Here is a 21,108-nt window from a genome sequence, read left to right as displayed (position 1 = left end):
TCACAATCTGACGCCGTTGTGTCCGCAATCTCAATTGAGTTCGCCCGTGCAGGTGGGTTGGCCCGGTAAAGTTGCAGCCGCTCATTCCTGTCGCATAGTTTGTGCTTAGCTGGCTAACGCGACTCAGCTATTATCCTTTGTGCAGTCTGCCGATGTGCTAAAATATAAGGCTGCGGAGTCCTGCGGGGCGCCTTGCCGGAAATCCATTCCGGTTTTACGCCGATGCGCAGGGCTTCCATGACATGTTTCGCTGGCGGTTCTTCCGAAAGCGGGCGCTGCGAACCCTGGGTGGGGGCAGATCAGGGGGCAGGTATCGCAGTTCCCGGCGCCGTTGTGTCCGGGTGGGTGTTGATGTGAAATTTGAATAAAGGGACGCAATGATCTTCCGGCAGCCGCCGTTGTTTCAACGGAGACCATGCCGATGCGCCTTGTTCTGACGGTCCTCTTCTTATCTCTGGCGTTCAGCGCCACCGCGCTTGCCCATGAATCCCACAAGGGGTTCAAATATGAAAGCTATTGCTGCAATGGCGACGCCGAAACCGGCGACTGCCAGATGATTCCCACGCGCAGTGTTCGTGTCACGCCTGACGGTTACGAGGTCTCGCTCGCACCCGGCGATCACCGCATGGTCACCCGACGCCATGTCTTCAACTGGTCGCAGCGCGAGGCAAGACGATCCGAGGACGGCGAATATCATCTCTGCCTGTTTCCGGATGAGGACACGCCGCGCTGTTTTTATGCGCCGGACATGGGGTTTTGAGGCAGTTGCTGCGGCCGGCTTTCCTCGATCCGCTTCAATATCCAGTCGCGGAACAGCCTGATCTTGCGAATGTTCCTGCGGTTTTCGGGGTAGACCAGCCAATAGTTCTTGCCTTCGCTGCTAAGGTGCTCGAAGGGTTGATAAAGGCGGCCGAGCGCAATCTCATCGGCATAGAGTTCAGGGGTGAGCATGGCCACCCCCTGGCTGGCGATTGCTGCGGCGGCTTCGAAGGCCTGCACATTGAGGCGGCTGCGGGGATAACGGTCGAGGCCGGGATTTTCAACACCCACTTCCCGAAACCATTGGCTCCACCAGATATCGCCGGGATCGATGATGCGCAGGCGCAGCAGGTCTTCCGGTTTGTGCAATCCGCCGATGCTTTCGGCAAGGCCCGGATGCAGCATCGGCGTATAAACGCCGCGCAGCAATTGATGGTAGATCAGCCCTTTGCCATTATCTTTGCTCCAGCGAATGGCGACATCGCAGTCCGACTGGGAAAAATCGATCAAAGCGCTTGATGTGTCGAGCCGCACGGCAATCGAGGGATGTTCAAGCTGGAAGGCACCCAGATGCCGCGAAAGCCAGCGCGATGCGAAGGTAGCGGTGGAATGGATTGTCAGGGTCGCGTCGGACGTGTCACGCACATTGTCGACGGCCTCCCGCAGATTGTTGAAGGCTTCCGCGACTTTCGGCGCGAGTTTCTGCCCGGCCTCGGTCAGCGAGACCTGCCGCGCCTTTCTAATGAAGAGCGGCTCGCCGATATTCTCCTCCAGCAGTTTCACCTGATAGCTCACCGCCGTCTGGGTCATGCCCAGCTCTTCGCCGGCCTTGGTGAAGCTCAGATGCCTTGCGGCAGCTTCGAACACCCGCAGGGCGTTCAGGGGAAACTGGCGTGACATTTTCATGGATAAGTTCTCTTTATGCCAATTGCCGAAGGTTTCATTGGTTTTTCTCCGGAAAACAGAGCATTTTTAGCTCAATTCATCAACTGAGCTTCTGACATTTTTGAATGGAGACGAACATGCGCACAGCACTCTTGCGCGCGTGGTCCCGCCTGCGTGCGGGCCTGCGGACAGCGGAACGGTTTACTCTTGAAAGCCTCGCACCGGACAATCTGGCGGATGAAAGCCTGCCGGATGGGCTCAGGCGTGATCTTGGCCTTGAGGATGGCCGTGTCGATTTTCGCTGCGACGGGTTTCGGCAGCGGAAAATGCTTGCAACAACTCGGCTGCCACAAGGGCCGCTATGATCGCAGGCCGCTTGTCCCTGACGCTGTTGCCGCCGATGGGCAGGATGAGCTTTGCAAGGCGGGACGTGGGCTCTCCCTCCCGCTCCAGCCAATGGGCGAAGGTGGCGCGTTTGGTCTTCGAGCCGATCATGCCGACATAGGCGAGATCGTCGCGGGCGAGCGCTTCCTTCGCGATGAGGAAATCGAGCGCGTGATCGTGGGTGACGATGATGGCCGCCCCGTTTGCCGGGATTTTCGCGACGAGCGCTTCCGGCATGGGGGTGAGTACGGATGCGATATTCACTGGAAGATCGTGCAGTTCGTTTTCCCGCGTTTCCACCACTGTCAGCGTCAGGGGTAGGAGGGACAGGGCCTCGGCCAGTGCCTTGCCGACATGGCCCGCCCCGAAAATGAAGACGGCCGGCTGCTGTTCGGCCTCGCCCTTCACTCTCGCCTCCAGCGCCGCCGCGATTTCCGCCGTTATCAGCCGGAACCGGAGCAGGGTGCGGCCGCCGCAGCACTGGCCGATTTCCGGGCCAAGCGGAATATCCATGCGGTCTTCGGTAGAACCGCTCCGCAGCATCGCCCGGGCGTGGTCCATGGCCATATATTCGAACTGCCCGCCGCCAATGGTTTCCCACAGGCCGTCTTGTGAGACCAGCATGAAGGTTCCGGTCTCACGCGGGGAGGACCCTTTCACGGCCTCGATTTCCACGAGGATCGTGGCGGGGGAGCGGGTGAGGAACGAGGGCAGGGAGGTGTCAGGCATTGACGCTGGCCCCCTCATCCGGCCCTTCGGGCCACCTTCTCCCCGACGGGGAGAAGAAAGTTCCCGCAAGCTCCCCGCTGCTACCAAAAGCCTTTTGAATTGCCGCGACGGTGCGGCAGATTTCTTCTTCCCGCCGGGGAGAAGGTGGCCCGAAGGGCCGGATGAGGGGGCTTGGCCGCATGGATACTCCCCCTCACACCTTCTTCAGCCGTTCCACCGCCATCAGAACCCGCTCGGGCGTTGCCGGTGCATCGAGGCGCGGGCAGACCTTGTAGTCGGCGACGGAGGCGACGGCCATGGAGAGGGCTTCGAGAACTGAGATCGCCAGCATGAAGGGCGGTTCGCCCACGGCTTTTGAGCGGCCAATGGTGGGTTCGGCATTTTCCGCCCATTCCGCCAGCTTGACGTTAAAGCTCTTCGGCCGGTCGGAGGCGAGCGGGATCTTGTAGGTGGAGGGAGCGTGGGTGCGCAACCGCCCCTTGCCGTCCCACCATAATTCCTCGGTCGTCAGCCAGCCCATGCCCTGCACGAAGGCGCCTTCCACCTGGCCGATATCGATGGCCGGGTTCAGCGACTTGCCGACATCGTGGAGGATATCGGTGCGCTCCATCATATATTCGCCGGTCAGCGTGTCGATCGACACTTCCGAGCAGGCCGCGCCATAGGCGAAATAATAAAACGGCGTACCACGGCCGGCGGCGCGATCCCAGTGGATTTTCGGTGTCTTGTAAAAACCGGCGGCAGAAAGCTGCACGCGGGCGAAATAGGCCTTTTTGATGAAGTCGTTGAAGGCGATTTCCTCAAGGCCGATGCGCACCCGGTTCGGCAGGAAGACGACCTCTTCTTCCGGCACGTTCCAGTTCTCTGCTGCGAATTTGACCAGCCGCTCGCGAATCTGGCGGGCGGCGTCATAGGCCGCCATGCCGTTGAGGTCGGTGCCGGAGGAGGCGGCGGTGGCCGAGGTATTCGGTACCTTGCCCGTGGTCGTTGCGGTGATTTTCACCCGGCCGATATCTACCTGGAAGGCATCGGCCACCACCTGCGCCACCTTGGTATAAAGGCCCTGGCCCATTTCGGTGCCGCCATGGTTCAGGTGGATGGAGCCATCATTATAGATATGCACCAGTGCACCCGCCTGATTGAAGGCGGTCATGGTGAAGGAGATGCCGAATTTGACGGGCGTGAGCGCGATGCCCTTGCGGATGATCGGGCTCGTTTTGTTAAATTCGATGATCGCCTCGCGTCGCGCGCGATAGTCGCTGGAGGTTTCCAGCTCCTCGACGACACGGGCGATGATGTTGTCTTCGACTTCCTGATGATAGGGCGTCGTGGTGCGGCCGGAGCCGGTCTCGCCGTAGAAATTCAGCTTGCGGATATCGAGCGGGTCCTTGCCAACGGCATAGGCGATCTCCTCGATGAACCGTTCCGCCCCCAGCATGCCCTGCGGCCCGCCGAAACCGCGAAAGGCGGTGTTGGAGACGGTGTGGGTTTTCAGTGGCCGCGAGGTGAGATGCACATGCGGGTAGAAATAGCTGGAATCGGCATGGAACAGCGCGCGATCCGTGACCGGGCCGGACAGATCGGAGGAAAAACCGCAGCGGGCGGCATAGGTGGCGTCGACCGCGTGGATGCGGCCTTCTTCATCGAAGCCCAACTCGTAATCGACGCGGAAATCATGGCGCTTGCCGGTGGCGCTCATGTCCTCGTCGCGGTCGGGGCGGATTTTCACGGCCCGGTTCAGCTTCTTGGCGGCGATGGCGCAGAGGGCCGCGAACTGGTTGCCCTGCGTTTCCTTGCCGCCGAAACCGCCGCCCATGCGGCGCACCTGCACGGTGACGGCATTGGACGGCACCTGCAGCATATGGCTGACGATATGCTGGATTTCGCTCGGATGCTGGGTGGAGCTCCACAGCGTCACCTCATCATCCTCGCCCGGCACGGCCATGGCGATGTGGCTTTCGAGATAAAAGTGTTCCTGCCCGCCGATCCGCATGGTGCCGGTGAGACGGCGGGGCGCGACATCCATTTCCAGCTTGGCATCGCCGCGCTTCAGCGTCATCGGATCGATGACCAGCGCGCCGCCATTTTCAATCGCCGTGTCGATATCGGTGAAATGCGGCAGGTCCTTATAGGTGATCTTCGCCTTGCGGGCCGCCTTTCTGGCGATATCGCGGGTTTCGGCGAAAACCGCGAAGATCGGCTGGCCGTGGAATTCCACCTTGGTTTCGGCAAGCAGCGGCTCGTCGTGACGGCCGCCGGAAGAGATGTCGTTTTCGCCGGGCACGTCTTTGCCAACCATGACCCAGAGCACGCCGGGTGTTTTTTCCACTTCCGAGAGGTCCATCGAGACGATTTCGGCATGTGCCCGGTCGGCAAGGCCGAGAGCGCCGTGGATCAGTCCGGCGGGTTCGGGAATATCGTCGATATATTCGGCGCTGCCCGTCACATGCTTATGGGCGGAATCGTGCCGGAGCGAAGCGTGCATCGGGCCGTCGATTTCGGTCTTGGTCTTGTCGAAGCTTGTGGTGTCCATGGTTCAAGCCTCCTCCAGTGCAAAACGCACAAGTTCCTGCTTTTGCCCCGAAGTCTCGAGGAAAAACCGCGTCAGCAGGTTTTTAGCCGTCAGCTGCCTATATTCGGCAGTCGCGCGCCAGTCGGTCAGCGGGGTGAAATCCTCGTCCAGCACATCGCGCGCCGCATCGATCGTTTCTTGGCACCAGGGCTTGCCGAGAAGCGCCGCCTCCAGATGCGCGGCGCGTTTCGGCGTGCCGGCCATGCCGCCGAAGGCGATGCGGATGTCTTCGACCGCGCCGTCGGCATCGAGCGTCAGGTTGAAGGCGCCGCAGAGCGCGGAAATATCCTCGTCGCGGCGTTTGGAAATTTTGTAGACGGCATAGAGGCTTTCCGGTTTCCGGAACGGAATGAAGAGCTTTTCGACGAATTCGCCGCTCAGCCGGTCCTGTTTGCCGTAATCGATGAAATAGCTTTCCAGCGGCAGGCTGCGGTTACCGGAGGAAGATCGCAAGGTCAGCGTCGCGCCAAGCGCGATCAGCGCCGGCGGCGTATCGCCGATGGGCGAGCCGTTGGCGATATTGCCGCCAATGGTGCCCATATTGCGCACCTGCTCGCCGCCGAGGCGGTCGAACAGCCGGGCAAGAGGCGGGAAGTGTTCCGCAATGGTCTTGAAGGCCTGGCTGTAGGTGACGCCGGCGCCGAGTGTCACGCCCTCTTCATCCACGCTGATGGTTTGCAAATCCCCGAGATTGTTGATGAAGATGACCGGGTTCAGCGCCCGCATCTGCTTTGTCACCCACAGGCCGACATCGGTGGAGCCGGCCACGATGGTCGCTTTCGGTTCAGCAGCGTAAATCTCGGTCAGTTCGGCCAGTGTCGCTGGAATGATGGTGCGGTCCTCGCCGTGGGTGACGATGATCGTTTCATTGGCGCGGATCGCCCAGAGCCTGGCCATGATATCGGTGCGGTCCCGTTGCAGCGGATCGAAGAGGGCGCTCGGGCGCGCAGCGGCGATCTTTTCGGCGGCGCGGACTATCGGCTCATACCCCGTGCATCGACAGAGATTGCCTTGCAGCGCCTTTTCAATGTCGGCGCGGCCGGGGTTTTCACTGGAAAGCCAGAGGCCGTAAAGCGACATGATGAAGCCCGGCGTGCAGAAACCGCATTGCGAGCCGTGGAAATCCACCATCGCCTGCTGCACGGGGTGAAGCGTGCCATCGCGGGCGGCCAGATGCTCGACCGTCACGATATGGGTGCCGTGCAGCGAGCCTAAAAAGCGGATGCAGGCATTGACGCTCTCATAACGCAGCGAACCGTCCAGCAGCCGCCCGACCAGCACCGTGCAGGCGCCGCAATCGCCTTCGGCGCAGCCTTCCTTGGTCCCGGTCAACCGCTTGCTGATGCGGAGATAATCGAGAAGCGTGTCTGTCGGTCCGAAATCCTTCAGCGAGATGGTTTCGCTGTTGAGGATGAAGCTGATCGCGTCGTTCATACAATGCCCTGCTTTTTTGACCGGCTGCCGAGCCGGTTTCTTGTCATTGTCCCTGCGCATCATATGCACGCCCGCAGGCGTATATCGATTTCCGTTTTGGCAATTCATTGTTTCCAAAACGGAAAGAAAGTTCGGCAATTATTGCGCCGTCCAGCCGCCATCCACGGAAATATGGGTGCCGGTGATGTTGCTTGCGGCGTCGCTTGCCAGAAACAGCGCAGCGGCGGCCACATCGTCGACGGTGACGAACTGCTTGGTCGCCTGCAACTCCAGCATCACGTCGTTCTTCACCGCCTCTTCGCTGATGCCGCGCACCTTCGCCATTTCCGGTATCTGCTTTTCGACAAGCGGTGTGAGCACATAACCGGGACAGATGGCGTTGACGGTAACCCCGGTCTGCGCAAGCTCGAGCGCCGCCGTCTTTGTCAGGCCCATGATGCCGTGCTTGGCCGCCACATAGGCCGATTTGAACGGCGAGGCGACGAGACCGTGGGCGGATGCGATGTTGATGATACGGCCTTTACCGGCCTTCTTCATCAGCGGTATCGCAGCGCGCATGGTATGGAAGGAACTGGTCAGATTGATGGCGATGATCCAGTCCCATTTCTCCGGCGGAAATTCCTCGATGGGCGCGATATGCTGGATGCCGGCATTGTTGACGAGCACATCCACAGAGCCGAGTTTTTCGTGCGAGGATTGAATGAGATCGGCGATCTCATCCGGTTTCGTCATATCCGCCGGGTGGTAAAGCACACGCCCGCCGCTTTCCGCTTCCAGCAAAAGGCGCAATTTTTCGATCTCGTCCTCATCGCCGAAACCGTTCAGCACAATATTGGCGCCCTCCCGCGCAAATCGCTGCGCAATCGCAAGGCCGATACCGCTTGTAGAGCCCGTCACGATAACTGTCCGATGCATGCTTTCCCCTTTTTGCATTACTTCGCACATGTTTAAGCAAGGTATGCCCAAAGGGGGCGGGCTGGCAATCGCCATTTCGGGCGCCATTTCGGGCGCCATTTCGGGGGAGCTCGGTTGCGCAGTGAAACAGGCCGCGCCCATCCATTTTTTCGAAGCTAAGCATCCAGATTTTGCGCCAGATTCTGCATTTGCCTGCCGGGGCTTCCGTCCCTATCTCTGAGGCAAGCAAACAGAGGTATCATCTATGGAACTCGGTCTTTACACATTCGCGGATGTCAATCCCAACCCCGCCGATGGCCGTGGGCCGGAAGGCGCGCGCCGGCTGCGGGAGCTCATCGAAGAGATCGAACTTGCCGATCAGGTCGGGCTCGATGTCTTTGGCCTCGGGGAGCATCACCGTCCGGATTATGTCGTCTCCTCGCCCTCCACCGTTCTCGCGGCGGCGGCGGTGAAGACGAAGAATATCCGCCTGACGAGCGCCGTTTCGGTTTTGAGTTCGGACGATCCGGTGCGGGTGTTCCAGCAGTTTTCGACCGTCGATCTCCTGTCGAACGGCCGCGCCGAAATCATGGCCGGGCGCGGCTCCTTCATCGAATCCTACCCGCTGTTCGGTTACGATCTCGAGGATTACGACGTGCTCTTTGCCGAAAAGCTCGATCTGCTTTTGGCGCTGCGGGAGCAGGAAATCGTCACCTGGTCCGGCACCAAGCATCCCGCCATTAACGGGCGTGGCGTTTATCCGCGGCCGCTGCAGGAGCGTCTGCCGGTGTGGATCGCGGTTGGCGGCACGCCGCAATCGGTGGCGCGGGCAGGTGCCATGGGTCTGCCGGTGGCGCTTGCCATCATCGGCGGCGAATATCGCCGCTTTGCGCCGCTGTTCGATCTTTACCATGAGGCCGCGCGCCGCGCCGGGCAGGAAAAGACCAAGCTGCGCACCAGCATCAATGTGCATGGCTTCATTGCCGACACCACCGACAAGGCGGCGGACCAGTTTTACGGACCGCAGGCGGAGGTGATGAACCGCATCGGCCGCGAGCGTGGCTGGGGGCCGACGAACCGCGCGCATTTCGACGCCGCACGCGGGCCGGAGGGCAATCTCTTCCTCGGCGAGCCGGAGCTGGTGGCGGAAAAGATCATCAAGGCGCATGGCGTGTTCAGGAATGACCGCTTCCTGCTGCAGATGGCCATCGGCCTGATGCCGCACGATCAGATCATGCGCGGCATCGAGCTTTATGGTACGAAAGTCGCCCCGATCGTCAGAAAAGAATTGACGGGGAGCGCCGATCCGGTGAAAGCCACGGCCTGATGATTGCCAAGGCGGGCGCTTTCAGACCCGCCATACAGAACGACGGACAGAGACATGGTCATTTCCACCGAAGAAGAACTGGTTCTGCTGAAGGACATCGGCCGTTTGTGCGCCGTCGCGATGCAGACCATGGCGGACGCGCTGGAACCCGGCATCACCACGGCCGAACTCGACGCAATTGGCCGTAAGGTGCTGGAGGATAACGGTGCGCAATCGGCGCCGGAATTCTGCTACAAGTTTCCCGGCGCGACCTGCATCAGCGTCAATGAGGAAGTGGCTCACGGCATTCCGGGTCCCCGCATCATCAAGGCGGGCGATCTCGTCAATATCGATGTCTCGGCGGTGAAGAACGGCTTTTTCGGCGATACCGGTTCGTCTTTCGCCGTGCCGCCGGTGAAGAAGGAAATCGAGCGCCTTTGCCGCGATGGCAAGCGCGCCATGTGGACGGGCCTGCAGCAGGTGAAGACCGGCAGGCCTTTCGCCGATATCGGCAATGCCATCGGCGCCTTTGCCAAGAAGAACCGCTATACGCTGATCACCAATCTCGCCAGTCACGGTATCGGCCGCTCGCTGCATGAGGAGCCGAAGGAACTGGCGACCTGGCCGGACAAGGACGAGCGGCGCATCATGCAGGAAGGCATGGTATTTACCGTCGAGCCGTTTCTCTCGACGGGCGCTTATTGGGCCGAAGACGGCGATGACGATCCATGGACGCTCTATAGCGATCCGAGCGCGCCGACGGTGCAGTATGAGCATACCGTGGTTGCGACGAAGAACGGGCCGCTGGTGCTGACGCTCGCTGAGTGAGGAGAGCATTGCTGACCTTTGCGATGCCCAGGCGCATAGCCCGCCTAGCGGTGCGGACTTGCCGTATTCAAAACTCTTCCATCTCCTCATCCCTGTGCTTGTCACAGGGATCCAGCCAGCCCAAGTCCTTGGGCTGAAAGGAGTCTTTTCGCCGCGCGGCCGCGCGTCGGCTGGATTCCTGTGACAGGCACAGGAATGAGGGTTGGAGGGCGCGGCGCGGTATCCTTCACCTTAGGTCTTGCACCGATAACGACCGCTTATAACGCCGATCAAAATAACTCGCTTGTCCCTTATCCGCCCCGTTGCGATAAGCCATGCATGAGCATCGACAAGCCACTTTCCGCCAAACATCTGACCGCACTTGGATTTTCCGGGGCGCTGATGATGGCCTCCGCCATGGGTTTCGGCCGCTTTTCCTTCACCCCCATTCTGCCGGGCATGATGGCGGATGTTCCGCTTTCGGCGGGGGATGCGGGGATCGTGGCGGCGGGTAACTTCGCCGGTTATCTGGCCGGGGCGGTTCTGGCGGCCTATTCGTGGGGTTCGGGGCGGGAACGGCTGGTGGCGCTTTGCGGCCTGTTTTCCACCGGGGCATTGTTGCTTGCCATGGCGGCTTTCAATTCCGTCGCGGCCTTCACCGTCATCCGGTTTCTGGCCGGTGTCGCCAGCGCGCTGACCATGATCTTCACCTCGCAGATCGTTATTGGCCATGCCGTCAAAGCGGGCAGGGACAGCGTTCAGGCGCTGCATTATGGCGGTGTCGGTGCGGGCATCGCGATCTCCTCGCTTGCGGTCTATCTGATCGGCGTCGTTTTTGACGGCGGCGGTTCCTCATGGCGGGAGGAGTGGATCGCAGGTGCTGTCTTTTCCTTCATCACATTCATTCTCGTCTGGCGGGTGCTGCCCGCAGGTCCGCCGCGACATGCATCCTCTGTGGCGGAGCCGCCGCTCCACTGGACGCGGCCGCTCTTCCTGACGACGCTGGCCTATGGGCTTTTCGGTTTCGGTTACGTCATCACCGCCACCTTCATCGTGGCAATCGCCCGCATGGCCGCCGCCGGTGCTTTCGTGGAGTTTCTGGCCTGGTTCATCACCGGCTGCGCCGCCGCCATTTCGCTTTTCCTCTGGAAACCGGTCTTGAAATCGCAGGGGCTGAAACGCGCCTTCGTCATCGTTCTTGCCGTCGAAGCCGTCGGTGTTTTCGCTTCCGTCATGCTGCCGCCGGTGCCGGGTGTTCTCGCCGGAGGCCTGCTTCTCGGGCTGACCTTCATGGTCATCACCGCTTATGGCCTGCAGCTCGGCCGGGAATTTGCCGGGCCGAGCCCGCGTCGCGCCTTTGCGCTGATGACGGCCGCTTTCGGCACGGGCCAGATCGTTGGGCCGCTCGCCGCCGGCTGGATTGCCGAGGCGACGGGAAGTTTTACCGCGCCCAGCATTCTCGCTTCCGCCGTACTTGTCGTCAGTATTGTTCTGATGTTGCCGGTGCTTGCCACGGAGCAACGGCGTTAAGTCTTTGACGGCGTCCTGACCGGCCCGAATTCACGCTGTTTTGCGGGGATCGCGCCACTCTCTGCGCCTTACATCTTGTTAAGGTCAGCGCTTCTTCATTGCTGTGCACAAATTTCTGCCCTAGGTTCGGGCCATCTAGTGCTTCGCCAATAATGGCTGATTTCAAACGCGCGTGAGTTCGAAACGTGTTTCATTCCTTCTTTCCCAAACCGAAAATCTTCTTCACGTCGGCCATTATCTGGGCTTTTTTCGCCATTCTCGGATGGTACTTCATCGTTGAAGGGTTAGGTCGGTCTTGGGGCTATGTAATGCCTGAACAGGAACCCTACGATCTCAGCTACTTCCTGGTGCCGGCTAACCTGTTCTTTTACGCCTATCTGGCATTGTGTCTGGCGGCGTTCGGCGGTGTATGGACCGTTATCGCCAAGGATCATCCCTGGAAATTCTGGTCCATCTGGGGATCGTTGCTGATTATCGCGGTGACCTATTTCGGCGTTCAGATTTCCGTCGTCATCAACAATTTCCGGCGGCCTTTCGGCGACCTTTTGCAAAATGCCCTTTCGAAACAGCCGGGTATCGAAGTCTGGGATTTCTACAGCCTCCAGATCGTCTTCGCCAAAATCGCCTTTCTCAGCATGGCGGTCTCGATCCTGACGGATTTCTTCACCAGCCATTATATCTTCCGCTGGCGCACCGCGATGAACGACTTCTACATGTCCAAATGGGAAAAGCTGCGCCATATCGAAGGTGCCTCCCAGCGCGTTCAGGAAGATACGATGCGGTTCTCGTCAACGCTTGAGGGGTTGGGCATCACGCTCATCAATTCGGTAATGACGCTCGTCGTCTTCCTGCCGATCCTGTTTGCGCTGTCGTCCTATGTCTCCGAGTTGCCGATTTTGGGCGAAGTGCCGCATGCGTTGTTCTGGCTGGCAATCGTCTGGTCCATCTTCGGCACGGTCCTTCTGGCGACAGTCGGCATCAAACTGCCCGGCCTGAACTTCCGCAACCAGCGTGTGGAAGCCGCCTATCGCAAGGAACTCGTCTATGGCGAGGACCACGCCGACCGCGCCCAGCCGCCGACAGTCAAGGAACTCTACTCCAATGTGCGGAAAAACTATTTCCGCATGTACTGGCACTATCTCTATTTCAACGTCGCGCGGTATTTCTACATTCAGGCCGATGCGGTGTTCCTGCTTCTGATGCTCGTTCCGACCATCGTGGCGGGCAAGATCACCTATGGTATCTACCAGCAGATCGCCACGGCCTTCGGTCAGGTCAGCAATTCGTTCCAGTATCTGGTCAATTCCTGGACCACGATCATCGAGCTGCTTTCCATCCACAAACGTCTTGTGGCCTTCGAGGCCGCGATCGATGACAAGCCCCTGCCGGATATTGACGAGCGCTATCTTCAGCGGGAAGCGGAAGCCGGCGAGCTGGCGGCTAACAAGCCCTGACGAAAAAAGGCGGTCGATTGGCCGCCTTTTTCATAAGCTGAGAATATTCAGCCCTCGGTCTTCTGCTTCTTCCGCGCCTCGATCATCGGCATCGCCTCGGCATAACTCACACAGGCGACATCCTGCCTGCCGCAGACTTCGCGCAGCAGCCGCTCATAGGCGTTCCAATAGGCGCCGCCGTTCATCTTCACGAAGTGAAAGCCCATCTGTAGTGGAATGCGCTCGCCATTATATTGCCTGTCGAATGCATTGCGGAAGGCGGTATAGGCGCGCTCCTCGAATTCCTTTGAACGATCCGGCGTCTCGACGCCGATGGAGTGGCGGATGAAGAGATTGTAGTCCATGGCGATGATCGGGCGGTTGCCCGGACCTTCGGGAATGAGCGGCAGGCCGAAATGCTCTATGCCGTCGCGCTCCACCGGCCATTCCGGTCCCTTGGTGATGCTGGTGGCGTCATAAACGAAACGGTGCTTTTTCTGCGCTTCGGTCAGCGCCGGCCCCTGCGAGAGATAGGGCGCGCGAAAACCATTGATCTTTTTCACCATCGCGCGCCAGCCTTCGGGCTCCTCGCCCTTCTTGCCGATCATTTGCCAGGCATTTTCCAGCGTGCTGGTGAAGGTGGTGAATTCGCCGTCCCATTGTTCGGCGCTCCATTGCCCGCCATCGAAATGGCCGCAGGTGTGGTTGCCGATTTCGTGACCTTCGCGATAGGCCGCCCAGATGTTCCTCAGCCGGGCCTCCACCTCTTCGGGTGACTGGCCGAAACCGACATTGGAGCGACCCGCCTTCTGGCCGGGTCCCTGATAGGTCTTGGCGCTGGTCTTCCTGTCCATCACCAGCGTGCAGGCAAGGAAATAGGTAAAATGCGCGCCGACTTGCTTGCCCGTCGCCCGGCTTCTTTCCCACAGCGAATTGTCGCCCGCACCGTCGAAGGACACGATGACGAGCTGCTTCGGCTTCTCAGCCTCTTCGGCAAAAGCGGGAAGGGCGGCGAGAAGCGACAGGGAAAAGGCGGCAAGTGAGCGAAACATCAGTTATCCGTCATATGAAACACCGTGGCCTTTTGCGGGTGGAATAAGGCGAAGCTTTGAATAGTCTGGCGTTTTCGTGACTTTCGGCCTAATTCCTGTTGCAGCTTGCGGTGATAGGGCCGCTTCGTTCCACCGGGGGACCGTGTTCCATGCTTTTTCTCGCACTCTGTCTTGCCTTGTTCCTGCTGACGCATCTTTTGAAGGTGGTCGCACCGCAATTTCGCGCGCGGATGATCGCGACGATGGGGGAGGGGCCTTTCAAGGGCGTCTATTCGCTCGTCAGCCTCATCACGCTCGGCCTCGTCATCTATGCCTTCGGTGAAGCGCGGCAGGAAACCGGAATGTTGTGGTATCCTCCGGTCTGGATGAGCCACATTGCCGTGACCCTGATGCTGCCGGCGATGATCTGTCTTATCGCCAGCCTCATCCCGGCTGGCCACATCGCAGTGAAGACGAAACATCCGCTCATCCTCTCGGTCAAGATCTGGGCGCTTGCGCATCTTCTGGCCAATGGTGAGACGTCTTCGATCCTTCTTTTCGCATCGTTCCTTGCCTGGGGCGTGGTGATGCGGATTTCGCTGAAGCGCCGGGAACGAGCGGGCGAAAAAGTGGTCCGGGACTTCGTTTCAGGCCGCTACGATCTGGTGGCCATTGTCGGTGGCATCGTTCTGTGGGGTGCATTCATCCTGAAACTGCACGAATGGTTGATCGGCGTTCAGCCCATCGTCCTGTAGGAAATCAACGTTTCCCCCTTACATATCAGGCAAAATAGGCTAGAAGGCCGACCATGACCCGGTCGGTCTGACTTTTGCTGACCCGGGTAAGCGGCTTGGTATGTCCGCGAACGGATGGATCGGAAGCGATCTCCGCGCGGGTAACGGAGAATTTGATGGCAAACGAAAATGATACCTTTATCCGCGAAGTGAACGAGCAGATCCGCTCCGAGCAGTTGTCGCGCTTCTGGGGCCGTTACGGTATCGTGGTCGTGGGTGCGGCCGTTCTCGTGGTTCTCGGCGCTGCCGGTGCCGGCATCTACGAATACTGGAACACCAGCCGCGCTTCCAATTCCGGCGACCAGTTCCTTGCGGCGCTGAAGCTTGCTTCGGACAACAAGACGGATGAGGCGCTGAAGGCCTTCGCCGATCTCGAAACCTCCGGCCATGGCAATTATCCGGTTCTGGCGAAGTTCCGCTCGGCCACGCTGCTGTCGCAGAAGGGTGATGCGGCCGGCGCGATCGCCGCCTTCACCGCCATCGGCAACGACACATCTGCACCGCAGGTCTTCCGCGATACCGCCAAGGTGCGCGCGGCGTGGCTGCTGGTGGATAACGGCACCTATGATCAGGTCGTCGCACTGGCCGAGCCGCTCAGCACTGAGGGCCAGACCATGCGCGCTTCCGCCCGTGAGGCGCTGGGTCTTGCCGCCTACAAGGCCGGCGATTTCGCCAAGGCTAAACAATGGTTCGAGCAGATCGTCAGCGACGCGCAGGCGCCGCGCAACGTGACGAACCGCGCGCAGATCATGCTCGACAATATCACCGCTTCGGGCAAGGCTGCTTAACGCCGCTGCGCCACGCAGGATCGCGCCGGTATTCTCCGCATTGCCAAAGCGATCCAACTCATTATTTTACGCATGTCCTTTGCCCAAAACAGGTAACGTTTTGGGCAGACGTGCTTTAAGGAACCAGGATCAATGAGCTTCACCGTCGCCATAGTCGGGCGCCCCAATGTCGGCAAGTCCACGCTTTTCAACCGTCTCGTCGGAAAGAAGCTGGCGCTGGTGGACGATACGCCGGGTGTGACCCGCGACCGCCGCCCCGGCGAGGCGAAGCTGGTCGACCTGCGTTTCACCATCATCGATACCGCCGGTCTGGAGCAATCCGGGCCGGAAACGCTTCAGGGCCGCATGTGGGCGCAGACCGAAGCGGCAATCGACGAAGCCGATGTGACGCTGTTCGTCGTCGACGCCAAGGCCGGCCTGACGCCCGCCGATGAAACGCTGGGCGAAATGCTGCGCCGTCGCGGCAAGCCGGTTGTGCTGGTGGCCAACAAGTCCGAGGCGCGCGGCTCGGACGCCGGTTTCTACGACGCCTTCACGCTCGGCCTCGGTGACCCCTGCCCGATCTCGGCCGAACACGGTCAGGGCATGATCGACCTGCGCGACGCCATTGTCGAGGCAATCGGCGAAGACGTCGCTTTCCCGCCGGAAGTGGATGAGGCAGAGACGGATATCGTTCTGCCGCGCAGCGAACCGGGCAGCGAGGACGAGGAAGACGAAGAGCCGGTTTATGACGAGACCAAGCCGCTGCGCGTCGCCATTATCGGCCGGCCGAATGCGGGCAAGTCCACGCTCATCAACCGTTTCCTCGGTGAAGACCGCCTGTTGACCGGTCCGGAAGCGGGCATTACTCGCGACAGTATTTCGGTCGAATGGGACTGGCGCGGCCGCACCATCAAGATGTTCGATACGGCCGGCATGCGCCGCAAGGCCAAGGTGACGGAGAAGCTGGAAAAGCTCTCGGTGGCGGATTCGCTGCGCTCCATCCGCTTTGCGGAAACGGTCGTCATCGTGTTCGACAGCACCATTCCCTTCGAAAAGCAGGATTTGCAGCTGGTCGATCTCGTCATCCGCGAAGGCCGCGCCGCCGTGCTCGCCTTCAACAAATGGGATCTGGTGGAAGACCCGCAGGCCTATCTGGCTGATCTGCGTGAAAAGACCGAGCGTCTGCTGCCGCAGGCGCGCGGCATCCGCGCCGTGCCGATTTCCGGCCAGACGGGTTATGGTCTCGACCGGCTGATGCAGAACATCATCGATACCGACAAGATCTGGAACCGCCGCATCTCCACGGCCAAGCTGAACCGCTGGCTGGATTCGCAGACGACGCAGCATCCGCCGCCGGCCGTTTCCGGCCGTCGTCTCAAGCTGAAATATATGACGCAGGTGAAGGCCCGCCCGCCGGCATTCTGATTTCCTGCACGCGGCCGGAAGCTATTCCGGAAAGCTATACGCGTTATCTGGTGAACGGTCTGCGCAAGGATTTCGACATGCCGGGCGTGCCGATCCGTGTGCACTATCGGGGTTCGGATAATCCGTTCGAAAGCAAGGCGAAGAAGAGGCGGTGATCTGACGCAGGGCGTCGCGGCCTGTTTCTTCTCCCCGCCGGGGAGAAGATGGCCCGAAGGGTCAGATGAGGGGGCAAGCTCTCCGCATATCGCTGGCCTCGCCCCCTCATCCCGCTGCCGCGGACTTCTCCCCGACGGGGAGAAGAAACAAGCGGCATCCGCTCGTTCCAATTTCACTGTCCGGTTTTGAAGAGTAAAAGACCATGCTGATCAAGCAGACCGACTATCACCGGATTTACCGCGTCATCAACAGCCTGCTCATCAGCCAGAATGCCGATCCCGCATCGGCCTCGATGTATTTCAGTACCTTCGGCGCCTTTATCCTGCAGCAGCATTACAAGGTGAAGGCCGTGCCGAAGGGCGGGCTTGCGGCCTATAATCTCGGTGGAACGGTCCTGCTATTCGCCGATCACCGTGAAGACGGTTATGTGACGGGCGCGGGTGAGAATTTCCATTGCTGGATCGAGGCGGATGGCTGGGCGATCGATTTCATGGCACCGGCATTTTCGGAAGGTGCCGATGGGCTTTCGGTGCCGGCGAAAATGTTCCAGCGGCCGCTTGTCGCCATGGCGGCGTCCATCAACGATCTCGGGCAATCCGGCGATTTCTTCTATCGCTCCGAGCCTGAAGCCACGGCCAAGCGCTTCGCCGACTGGCGCAGGCAGGCGATGATCGGCGATATGGCGAGCGTTGCCGCCAACTGGTTCCGCAAGTCGCCGAAACAGATGGCCGCTTCGCTTTCGGTAACGGATCGCGACGGCAAGGCGCGGACCGTGCCGCTTTCCGGCCAGATGCTCACCGGAGCGTGGTGAAGGCAGATTACGCCGCGCAGTGTCGATTCCGAAGGTTTTGTCAGCAAAAGGTCTTTTGATTTATAAGGGCAATGTTGCTACGCAGACTGGGCTTCAACAGCGACGGGATTGACGTGTTCCTATGGCCGATGACACCATTTCAATAAGCTTCACGCCCGATCCGAAACATGTGCCTGACTATGTCCACGGCTATCAAAATCAGGCCTATGAAAATTACAGCATGATTTGCGACAAGTCCTGGAAGCGCCATTTTGCCTCGGCCAGAGCGCATCTATCCTCGTTTGCGGGACTTGCTGCCGGTTTCATCTATTCCTTAAGCCTGCCGTGGTTTCCGGGCGTCTGGCCGGTGGTCGGTTATTGGGTGTTTGCACCCGCACCGTTTGTGGCCCTCGCCATATGGTTCATTATCGCGCGGGGCTCGAGAAAGGAGATGAAATCCTATTACGAGGTCCTGGCACATTGGAATATTGCCAATGATCGGATGTATTCGCCTCACACAGAGGTCGAGATAGGACCCGAGGGTTACAAGCAGGTCACAAGACTGGACACCGTGCAGCTGAGCTGGGCGTGCTACCATCTCGCACTCACGCCGCCGGACAGCCTGGTGCTGGTTTTCCACGGGACGGTGGCTGTCATACCCAACAGCGCCCTGCCGATTGCTGCAAAGGACATCATCGAGAAAATCAATCAATGGTGCGCAGCCCAGCAGAAAGAGCTTCTGCCCTTATCCTGAAGCGGCATCTGAAAATGGCGGTATCATCCGGAAACAGAGGACGGCCAGCGTGTTCTCGCGGCAGCCGCCTGACGTCAATCAGCAGCCCGACCCCGTTCTAAAGATAACGGCAGTCGCGTCCTGATTGCCTTGTGGCATTCCCGCTTCGTTTCGTCCACCGTTCCCGAACAGAATTTCGGGGATCGCCTCATGCAAGTTTAGAACGCGACAGCAGCGGCAGGGATTTTCCCGCCGCGTGAATGACATTGTCGAGGAATTGCCGCGAGGCTTTTTCCCAGCTGTAGCTTCTGGAAAGCGCCAGCGCCTCCTGCGGCGAACAATTAAGGGCCGCGAGACAGGCATCGCGCAGATTATCATCCAGCGCACCGGCGGCAGGGTTGTCGCCGAGGATGTCGATCGGCCCGGTGACGGGGAAGGCTGCCACGGGCACGCCGCTTGCCAGCGCTTCCAGAATGGTGTTGCCGAACGTATCGGTCTTCGAGGGGAAAACGAAGACATCGGCCTGCGCATAGGCATCGGCCAGCTCCTCACCGGTCTTGACGCCGGTGAACAGCACATCAGGATATTTCTCCTGCAATTCATGGCGGGCGGGACCGTCGCCGATAACGACCTTCGAACCCGGCAGGTCCAGTTCCAGAAATTCCGGCAGGTTCTTCTCCACCGCCACACGTCCCACCGTCATGAAGATCGGGCGCGGCAGGTCGAAAGGCAGTTTTGCTTTCGGGCGGGGGTGGAAAAGCTCGGCGTCGATGCCGCGGCTCCAGCGCTTCAGGTTGCGCACGCCGCGCGCTTCCAGTTCGGTCTCAAGGCTCGGTGTCGCCACCATGCAGGTATTGCCGCCATTGTGGAACCAGCGCACGAAGGCGTAGAGCCAGCTTTCCGGCACAGGGAAGCGCGCCGCCACATATTCGGGAAAGCGGGTGTGATAGCTGGTGGAAAAACGCATGCGGTTCTTCACGCACCAGCGCCGCGCCATGAAACCCAGCGGCCCCTCCGTCGCAATATGCACGAAGGAAGGCTGGCTTTTTTCGATCTCCGCCGCCACACGGCGATAACCGGCAACCGAAAGGCGGATTTCCGGGTAGGTAGGGCAGGGGATGCTGTAAAAACTCTGCGGCGCGACCATGCGCACATCGACGCCGAGCCGCGCGAGTTCGGTATTGGTGTTTTCTATGGAGCGAACCACGCCGTTGACCTGCGGGTGCCAGGCATCTGTGACAATCGTGATTCTCGTCATGAAACACTGATCCTGCTCATCTGCGCGCGGGCGAATCCCCATTGCCCGGCTTCTGCCCGTATATGCGGCGTGCGTGTTACAGGATCATGTCAGGGTGTGTGACGGCGGGGAAGCGGCCTCTGTGTGTAGCTTCAAGGCACATGGCGGGTGACGTAATTATTGGTATCAGCGCGGTACATTTGAAGTTTGCGGTTGTCCGCAATGTTTTCTTCTATCCTCATCCCTGTGCCTGTCACAGGGATCCAGCCAGCCCAAGTCCTTGGGCTGAAAGGACTCTTCCCGCCGCGCAGACGCGCGTCGGCTGGATTCCTGTGACAAGCACAGGAATGAGGGCGGGCGGGGTAGCCTACCCGCGAAAATCCGCGATCGCCCAGTTTGGCTGAACGTTATCCCACCAGCGGCAGCAGCTCGGGGCTGATCAGCGCGCCGTGGTGACCGATGACGGTTGCCGCCGCCCTTGCGGCGAAGGTGGCCGCTTCTTCCGGCGAACTCCCGGTCACATAACGGGCGAGGAAAGCGCCGTTGAAGCTGTCGCCGGCGCTTGTCGTGTCCACCACGTCCACGGCCTTCACTGCCGGGGCATGACTACGGCTGCCGCCGAAATCGAGCGTCGCGCCCTTGGCTCCGTCCTTCACGACGATGTTTTCGACGCCAAGCGAAAGGTAGCGGTCGATGGTCGCTTCCACGGAGACATCGCCGAAATGGCCCGCCTCGTCATCGAAGCTCGGCATGACAAGCGTTGCGGCGCGCGCACCGTTGGAGATGGTCTCGAGCATCGTATCCCTGTCGGCCCACAGGCGCGGTCGGATGTTGGGGTCGAAGACCACCAGCTTGCCCGCCGCCTTAGCGCGGCGAAGTTCGGCGAGGAACGTATCGACATCATGGGCGGAGGCGAGAATGGCGAGCGTGATGCCAGAGAAATAGACCACATCGGCGCTTTCCACCGTCCTGCGCAGATGATCCGCATCGGCGGCGAGCTGCCTTGCGGCGGCGGCGTTGCGCCAGTAGCTGAAGGTGCGCTCGCCGTCCTTCAGGTTGATGAGGTAAAGGCCGGGCGTGCCGCCCTTGATGCGGCGGATTTTTTCGGTGCCGATGCCGGCATCGGCGATGAAGGTGAGCATGTCTTCAGAGAGAGGATCGTCGCCAAGCGCGGTGAAATAATCGACCGACCAGTCGCCTGGCAGGCAGGCCCGGGCATACCATGCGGTATTGAACGTATCGCCGGCAAAACCCTTGCGCAGCAGCCCGTTGCCGGCCTGCGACAGTTCCACCATGCATTCGCCAATCGACAGAAACCGTCCGCCCACGCCGTCATCCTCCCGTTTTTTCTAGCCATGCGGCTTACGACGAGTGCGCGCCGCTGACAAGGGCGGTTGTGGCCGTTTGTGCATGTGCGAAGTTCCGGTTTACGCGGCCGC

The 21,108-nt window shown here is 60.1% G+C and carries 17 protein-coding genes and 1 pseudogene; 10 read left to right on the top strand and 8 right to left on the bottom strand.

The window, feature by feature from the left end; genetic code table 11:
- The first annotated feature begins 421 nt into the window (after window positions 1-421).
- On the top strand, window positions 422-760 hold the full coding sequence (locus L904_RS19295; RefSeq protein WP_003524238.1) for a hypothetical protein: 339 nt from the start codon (window positions 422-424) through the stop codon (window positions 758-760).
- Here the strand turns inward: L904_RS19295 and L904_RS19290 are convergent.
- The 5 genes from L904_RS19290 to L904_RS19270 all read right to left on the bottom strand — a co-directional run bounded on the left by L904_RS19290 (window position 736) and on the right by L904_RS19270 (window position 7,678).
- Window positions 736-1,665, bottom strand: a complete 930-nt coding sequence (locus L904_RS19290; RefSeq protein ID WP_020810938.1) for a LysR substrate-binding domain-containing protein — start codon at window positions 1,663-1,665, stop codon at window positions 736-738. The two genes, L904_RS19295 and L904_RS19290, sit on opposite strands and share 25 nt — an antisense overlap.
- A gap of 237 nt (window positions 1,666-1,902) precedes the next feature.
- A complete protein-coding gene (gene xdhC, locus L904_RS19285) occupies window positions 1,903-2,757 on the bottom strand; it encodes a xanthine dehydrogenase accessory protein XdhC (protein WP_020810937.1) in 855 nt (284 codons plus the stop codon).
- A 193-nt stretch (window positions 2,758-2,950) separates the two neighbouring features.
- Complete coding sequence (xdhB, locus tag L904_RS19280; protein WP_035261558.1) at window positions 2,951-5,290, bottom strand: xanthine dehydrogenase molybdopterin binding subunit; 2,340 nt, start codon at window positions 5,288-5,290, stop codon at window positions 2,951-2,953.
- Window positions 5,291-5,293: 3 nt separating this feature from the next.
- On the bottom strand, window positions 5,294-6,763 hold the full coding sequence (gene xdhA / locus L904_RS19275; protein ID WP_031234020.1) for a xanthine dehydrogenase small subunit: 1,470 nt from the start codon (window positions 6,761-6,763) through the stop codon (window positions 5,294-5,296).
- Between the two features lie 138 nt (window positions 6,764-6,901).
- Window positions 6,902-7,678, bottom strand: coding sequence for a 3-hydroxybutyrate dehydrogenase (locus L904_RS19270; protein WP_003524233.1), 777 nt, complete (start codon window positions 7,676-7,678; stop codon window positions 6,902-6,904).
- A gap of 244 nt (window positions 7,679-7,922) precedes the next feature.
- Here L904_RS19270 and L904_RS19260 point away from each other — a divergent pair, with 244 nt between their 5' ends.
- The 4 genes from L904_RS19260 to sbmA all read left to right on the top strand — a co-directional run bounded on the left by L904_RS19260 (window position 7,923) and on the right by sbmA (window position 12,754).
- On the top strand, window positions 7,923-8,984 hold the full coding sequence (locus tag L904_RS19260; protein ID WP_003524232.1) for an LLM class flavin-dependent oxidoreductase: 1,062 nt from the start codon (window positions 7,923-7,925) through the stop codon (window positions 8,982-8,984).
- 54 nt (window positions 8,985-9,038) lie between these two features.
- On the top strand, window positions 9,039-9,791 hold the full coding sequence (map, locus tag L904_RS19255) for a type I methionyl aminopeptidase (RefSeq protein WP_003510360.1): 753 nt from the start codon (window positions 9,039-9,041) through the stop codon (window positions 9,789-9,791).
- Window positions 9,792-10,109: 318 nt separating this feature from the next.
- Window positions 10,110-11,300 (top strand): MFS transporter, encoded by a 1,191-nt coding sequence (locus tag L904_RS19250; protein WP_031234164.1) that lies wholly within the window; start codon window positions 10,110-10,112, stop codon window positions 11,298-11,300.
- Window positions 11,301-11,485: 185 nt separating this feature from the next.
- Complete coding sequence (sbmA, locus tag L904_RS19245) at window positions 11,486-12,754, top strand: peptide antibiotic transporter SbmA (RefSeq protein WP_035261556.1); 1,269 nt, start codon at window positions 11,486-11,488, stop codon at window positions 12,752-12,754.
- A gap of 47 nt (window positions 12,755-12,801) precedes the next feature.
- On the opposite strand, the gene L904_RS19240 is transcribed toward sbmA, so the two are convergent.
- Window positions 12,802-13,785 carry a polysaccharide deacetylase family protein gene (locus L904_RS19240; RefSeq protein ID WP_035261554.1) on the bottom strand — a complete coding sequence of 328 codons (984 nt, stop codon included), beginning with the start codon at window positions 13,783-13,785 and terminating at the stop codon, window positions 12,802-12,804.
- A 149-nt stretch (window positions 13,786-13,934) separates the two neighbouring features.
- On the opposite strand from L904_RS19240, the gene L904_RS19235 reads away from it, so the two are divergent.
- From L904_RS19235 to L904_RS19215, 5 genes and pseudogenes are all read left to right on the top strand, one after another.
- Window positions 13,935-14,519, top strand: a complete 585-nt coding sequence (locus tag L904_RS19235) for an NnrU family protein (protein ID WP_035261552.1) — start codon at window positions 13,935-13,937, stop codon at window positions 14,517-14,519.
- Window positions 14,520-14,674: 155 nt separating this feature from the next.
- Window positions 14,675-15,346: a tetratricopeptide repeat protein gene (locus L904_RS19230; RefSeq protein ID WP_035261549.1), complete on the top strand. Its 672-nt coding sequence runs from the start codon at window positions 14,675-14,677 to the stop codon at window positions 15,344-15,346.
- A gap of 132 nt (window positions 15,347-15,478) precedes the next feature.
- Window positions 15,479-16,908: pseudogene (gene der, locus L904_RS19225) on the top strand (ribosome biogenesis GTPase Der).
- Window positions 16,909-17,111: 203 nt separating this feature from the next.
- A complete protein-coding gene (locus L904_RS19220) occupies window positions 17,112-17,720 on the top strand; it encodes a DUF2026 family protein (protein WP_035259631.1) in 609 nt (202 codons plus the stop codon).
- A gap of 121 nt (window positions 17,721-17,841) precedes the next feature.
- Entirely contained in the window at window positions 17,842-18,453 is a 612-nt protein-coding gene (locus L904_RS19215; protein WP_035259630.1) for a hypothetical protein, read from the top strand.
- Between the two features lie 187 nt (window positions 18,454-18,640).
- On the opposite strand, the gene L904_RS19210 is transcribed toward L904_RS19215, so the two are convergent.
- Together L904_RS19210 and L904_RS19205 are read right to left on the bottom strand one after the other, a co-directional pair.
- A complete protein-coding gene (locus tag L904_RS19210; RefSeq protein WP_059762629.1) occupies window positions 18,641-19,690 on the bottom strand; it encodes a bifunctional monoglucosyl/glucuronosyl diacylglycerol synthase in 1,050 nt (349 codons plus the stop codon).
- A gap of 386 nt (window positions 19,691-20,076) precedes the next feature.
- Window positions 20,077-20,997, bottom strand: a complete 921-nt coding sequence (locus tag L904_RS19205; RefSeq protein ID WP_035259392.1) for a sugar kinase — start codon at window positions 20,995-20,997, stop codon at window positions 20,077-20,079.
- Between the last annotated feature and the right edge of the window lie 111 nt (window positions 20,998-21,108).

It is taken from the genome of Agrobacterium sp. LY4 (genome assembly GCF_001526585.1).
GTDB lineage: Bacteria > Pseudomonadota > Alphaproteobacteria > Rhizobiales > Rhizobiaceae > Agrobacterium > Agrobacterium leguminum.
Note: the sequence above shows the minus strand (reverse complement) of the source record. Positions and strands in the feature narration are given on the sequence as shown.

What these genes read in the sequence shown, in the direction of transcription:
- L904_RS19270 (WP_003524233.1), bottom strand. Translation starts at nt 7,678, where the DNA reads ATGCATCGGACAGTTATCGTGACGGGCTCTACAAGCGGTATCGGCCTT.
- xdhC (WP_020810937.1), bottom strand. Translation starts at nt 2,757, where the DNA reads ATGCCTGACACCTCCCTGCCCTCGTTCCTCACCCGCTCCCCCGCCACG.
- L904_RS19290 (WP_020810938.1), bottom strand. Translation starts at nt 1,665, where the DNA reads ATGAAAATGTCACGCCAGTTTCCCCTGAACGCCCTGCGGGTGTTCGAA.
- L904_RS19210 (WP_059762629.1), bottom strand. Translation starts at nt 19,690, where the DNA reads ATGACGAGAATCACGATTGTCACAGATGCCTGGCACCCGCAGGTCAAC.
- map (WP_003510360.1), top strand. Translation starts at nt 9,039, where the DNA reads ATGGTCATTTCCACCGAAGAAGAACTGGTTCTGCTGAAGGACATCGGC.
- L904_RS19260 (WP_003524232.1), top strand. Translation starts at nt 7,923, where the DNA reads ATGGAACTCGGTCTTTACACATTCGCGGATGTCAATCCCAACCCCGCC.
- L904_RS19230 (WP_035261549.1), top strand. Translation starts at nt 14,675, where the DNA reads ATGGCAAACGAAAATGATACCTTTATCCGCGAAGTGAACGAGCAGATC.
- L904_RS19215 (WP_035259630.1), top strand. Translation starts at nt 17,842, where the DNA reads ATGGCCGATGACACCATTTCAATAAGCTTCACGCCCGATCCGAAACAT.
- L904_RS19235 (WP_035261552.1), top strand. Translation starts at nt 13,935, where the DNA reads ATGCTTTTTCTCGCACTCTGTCTTGCCTTGTTCCTGCTGACGCATCTT.
- L904_RS19240 (WP_035261554.1), bottom strand. Translation starts at nt 13,785, where the DNA reads ATGTTTCGCTCACTTGCCGCCTTTTCCCTGTCGCTTCTCGCCGCCCTT.
- L904_RS19250 (WP_031234164.1), top strand. Translation starts at nt 10,110, where the DNA reads ATGAGCATCGACAAGCCACTTTCCGCCAAACATCTGACCGCACTTGGA.
- xdhA (WP_031234020.1), bottom strand. Translation starts at nt 6,763, where the DNA reads ATGAACGACGCGATCAGCTTCATCCTCAACAGCGAAACCATCTCGCTG.
- L904_RS19295 (WP_003524238.1), top strand. Translation starts at nt 422, where the DNA reads ATGCGCCTTGTTCTGACGGTCCTCTTCTTATCTCTGGCGTTCAGCGCC.
- xdhB (WP_035261558.1), bottom strand. Translation starts at nt 5,290, where the DNA reads ATGGACACCACAAGCTTCGACAAGACCAAGACCGAAATCGACGGCCCG.
- L904_RS19220 (WP_035259631.1), top strand. Translation starts at nt 17,112, where the DNA reads ATGCTGATCAAGCAGACCGACTATCACCGGATTTACCGCGTCATCAAC.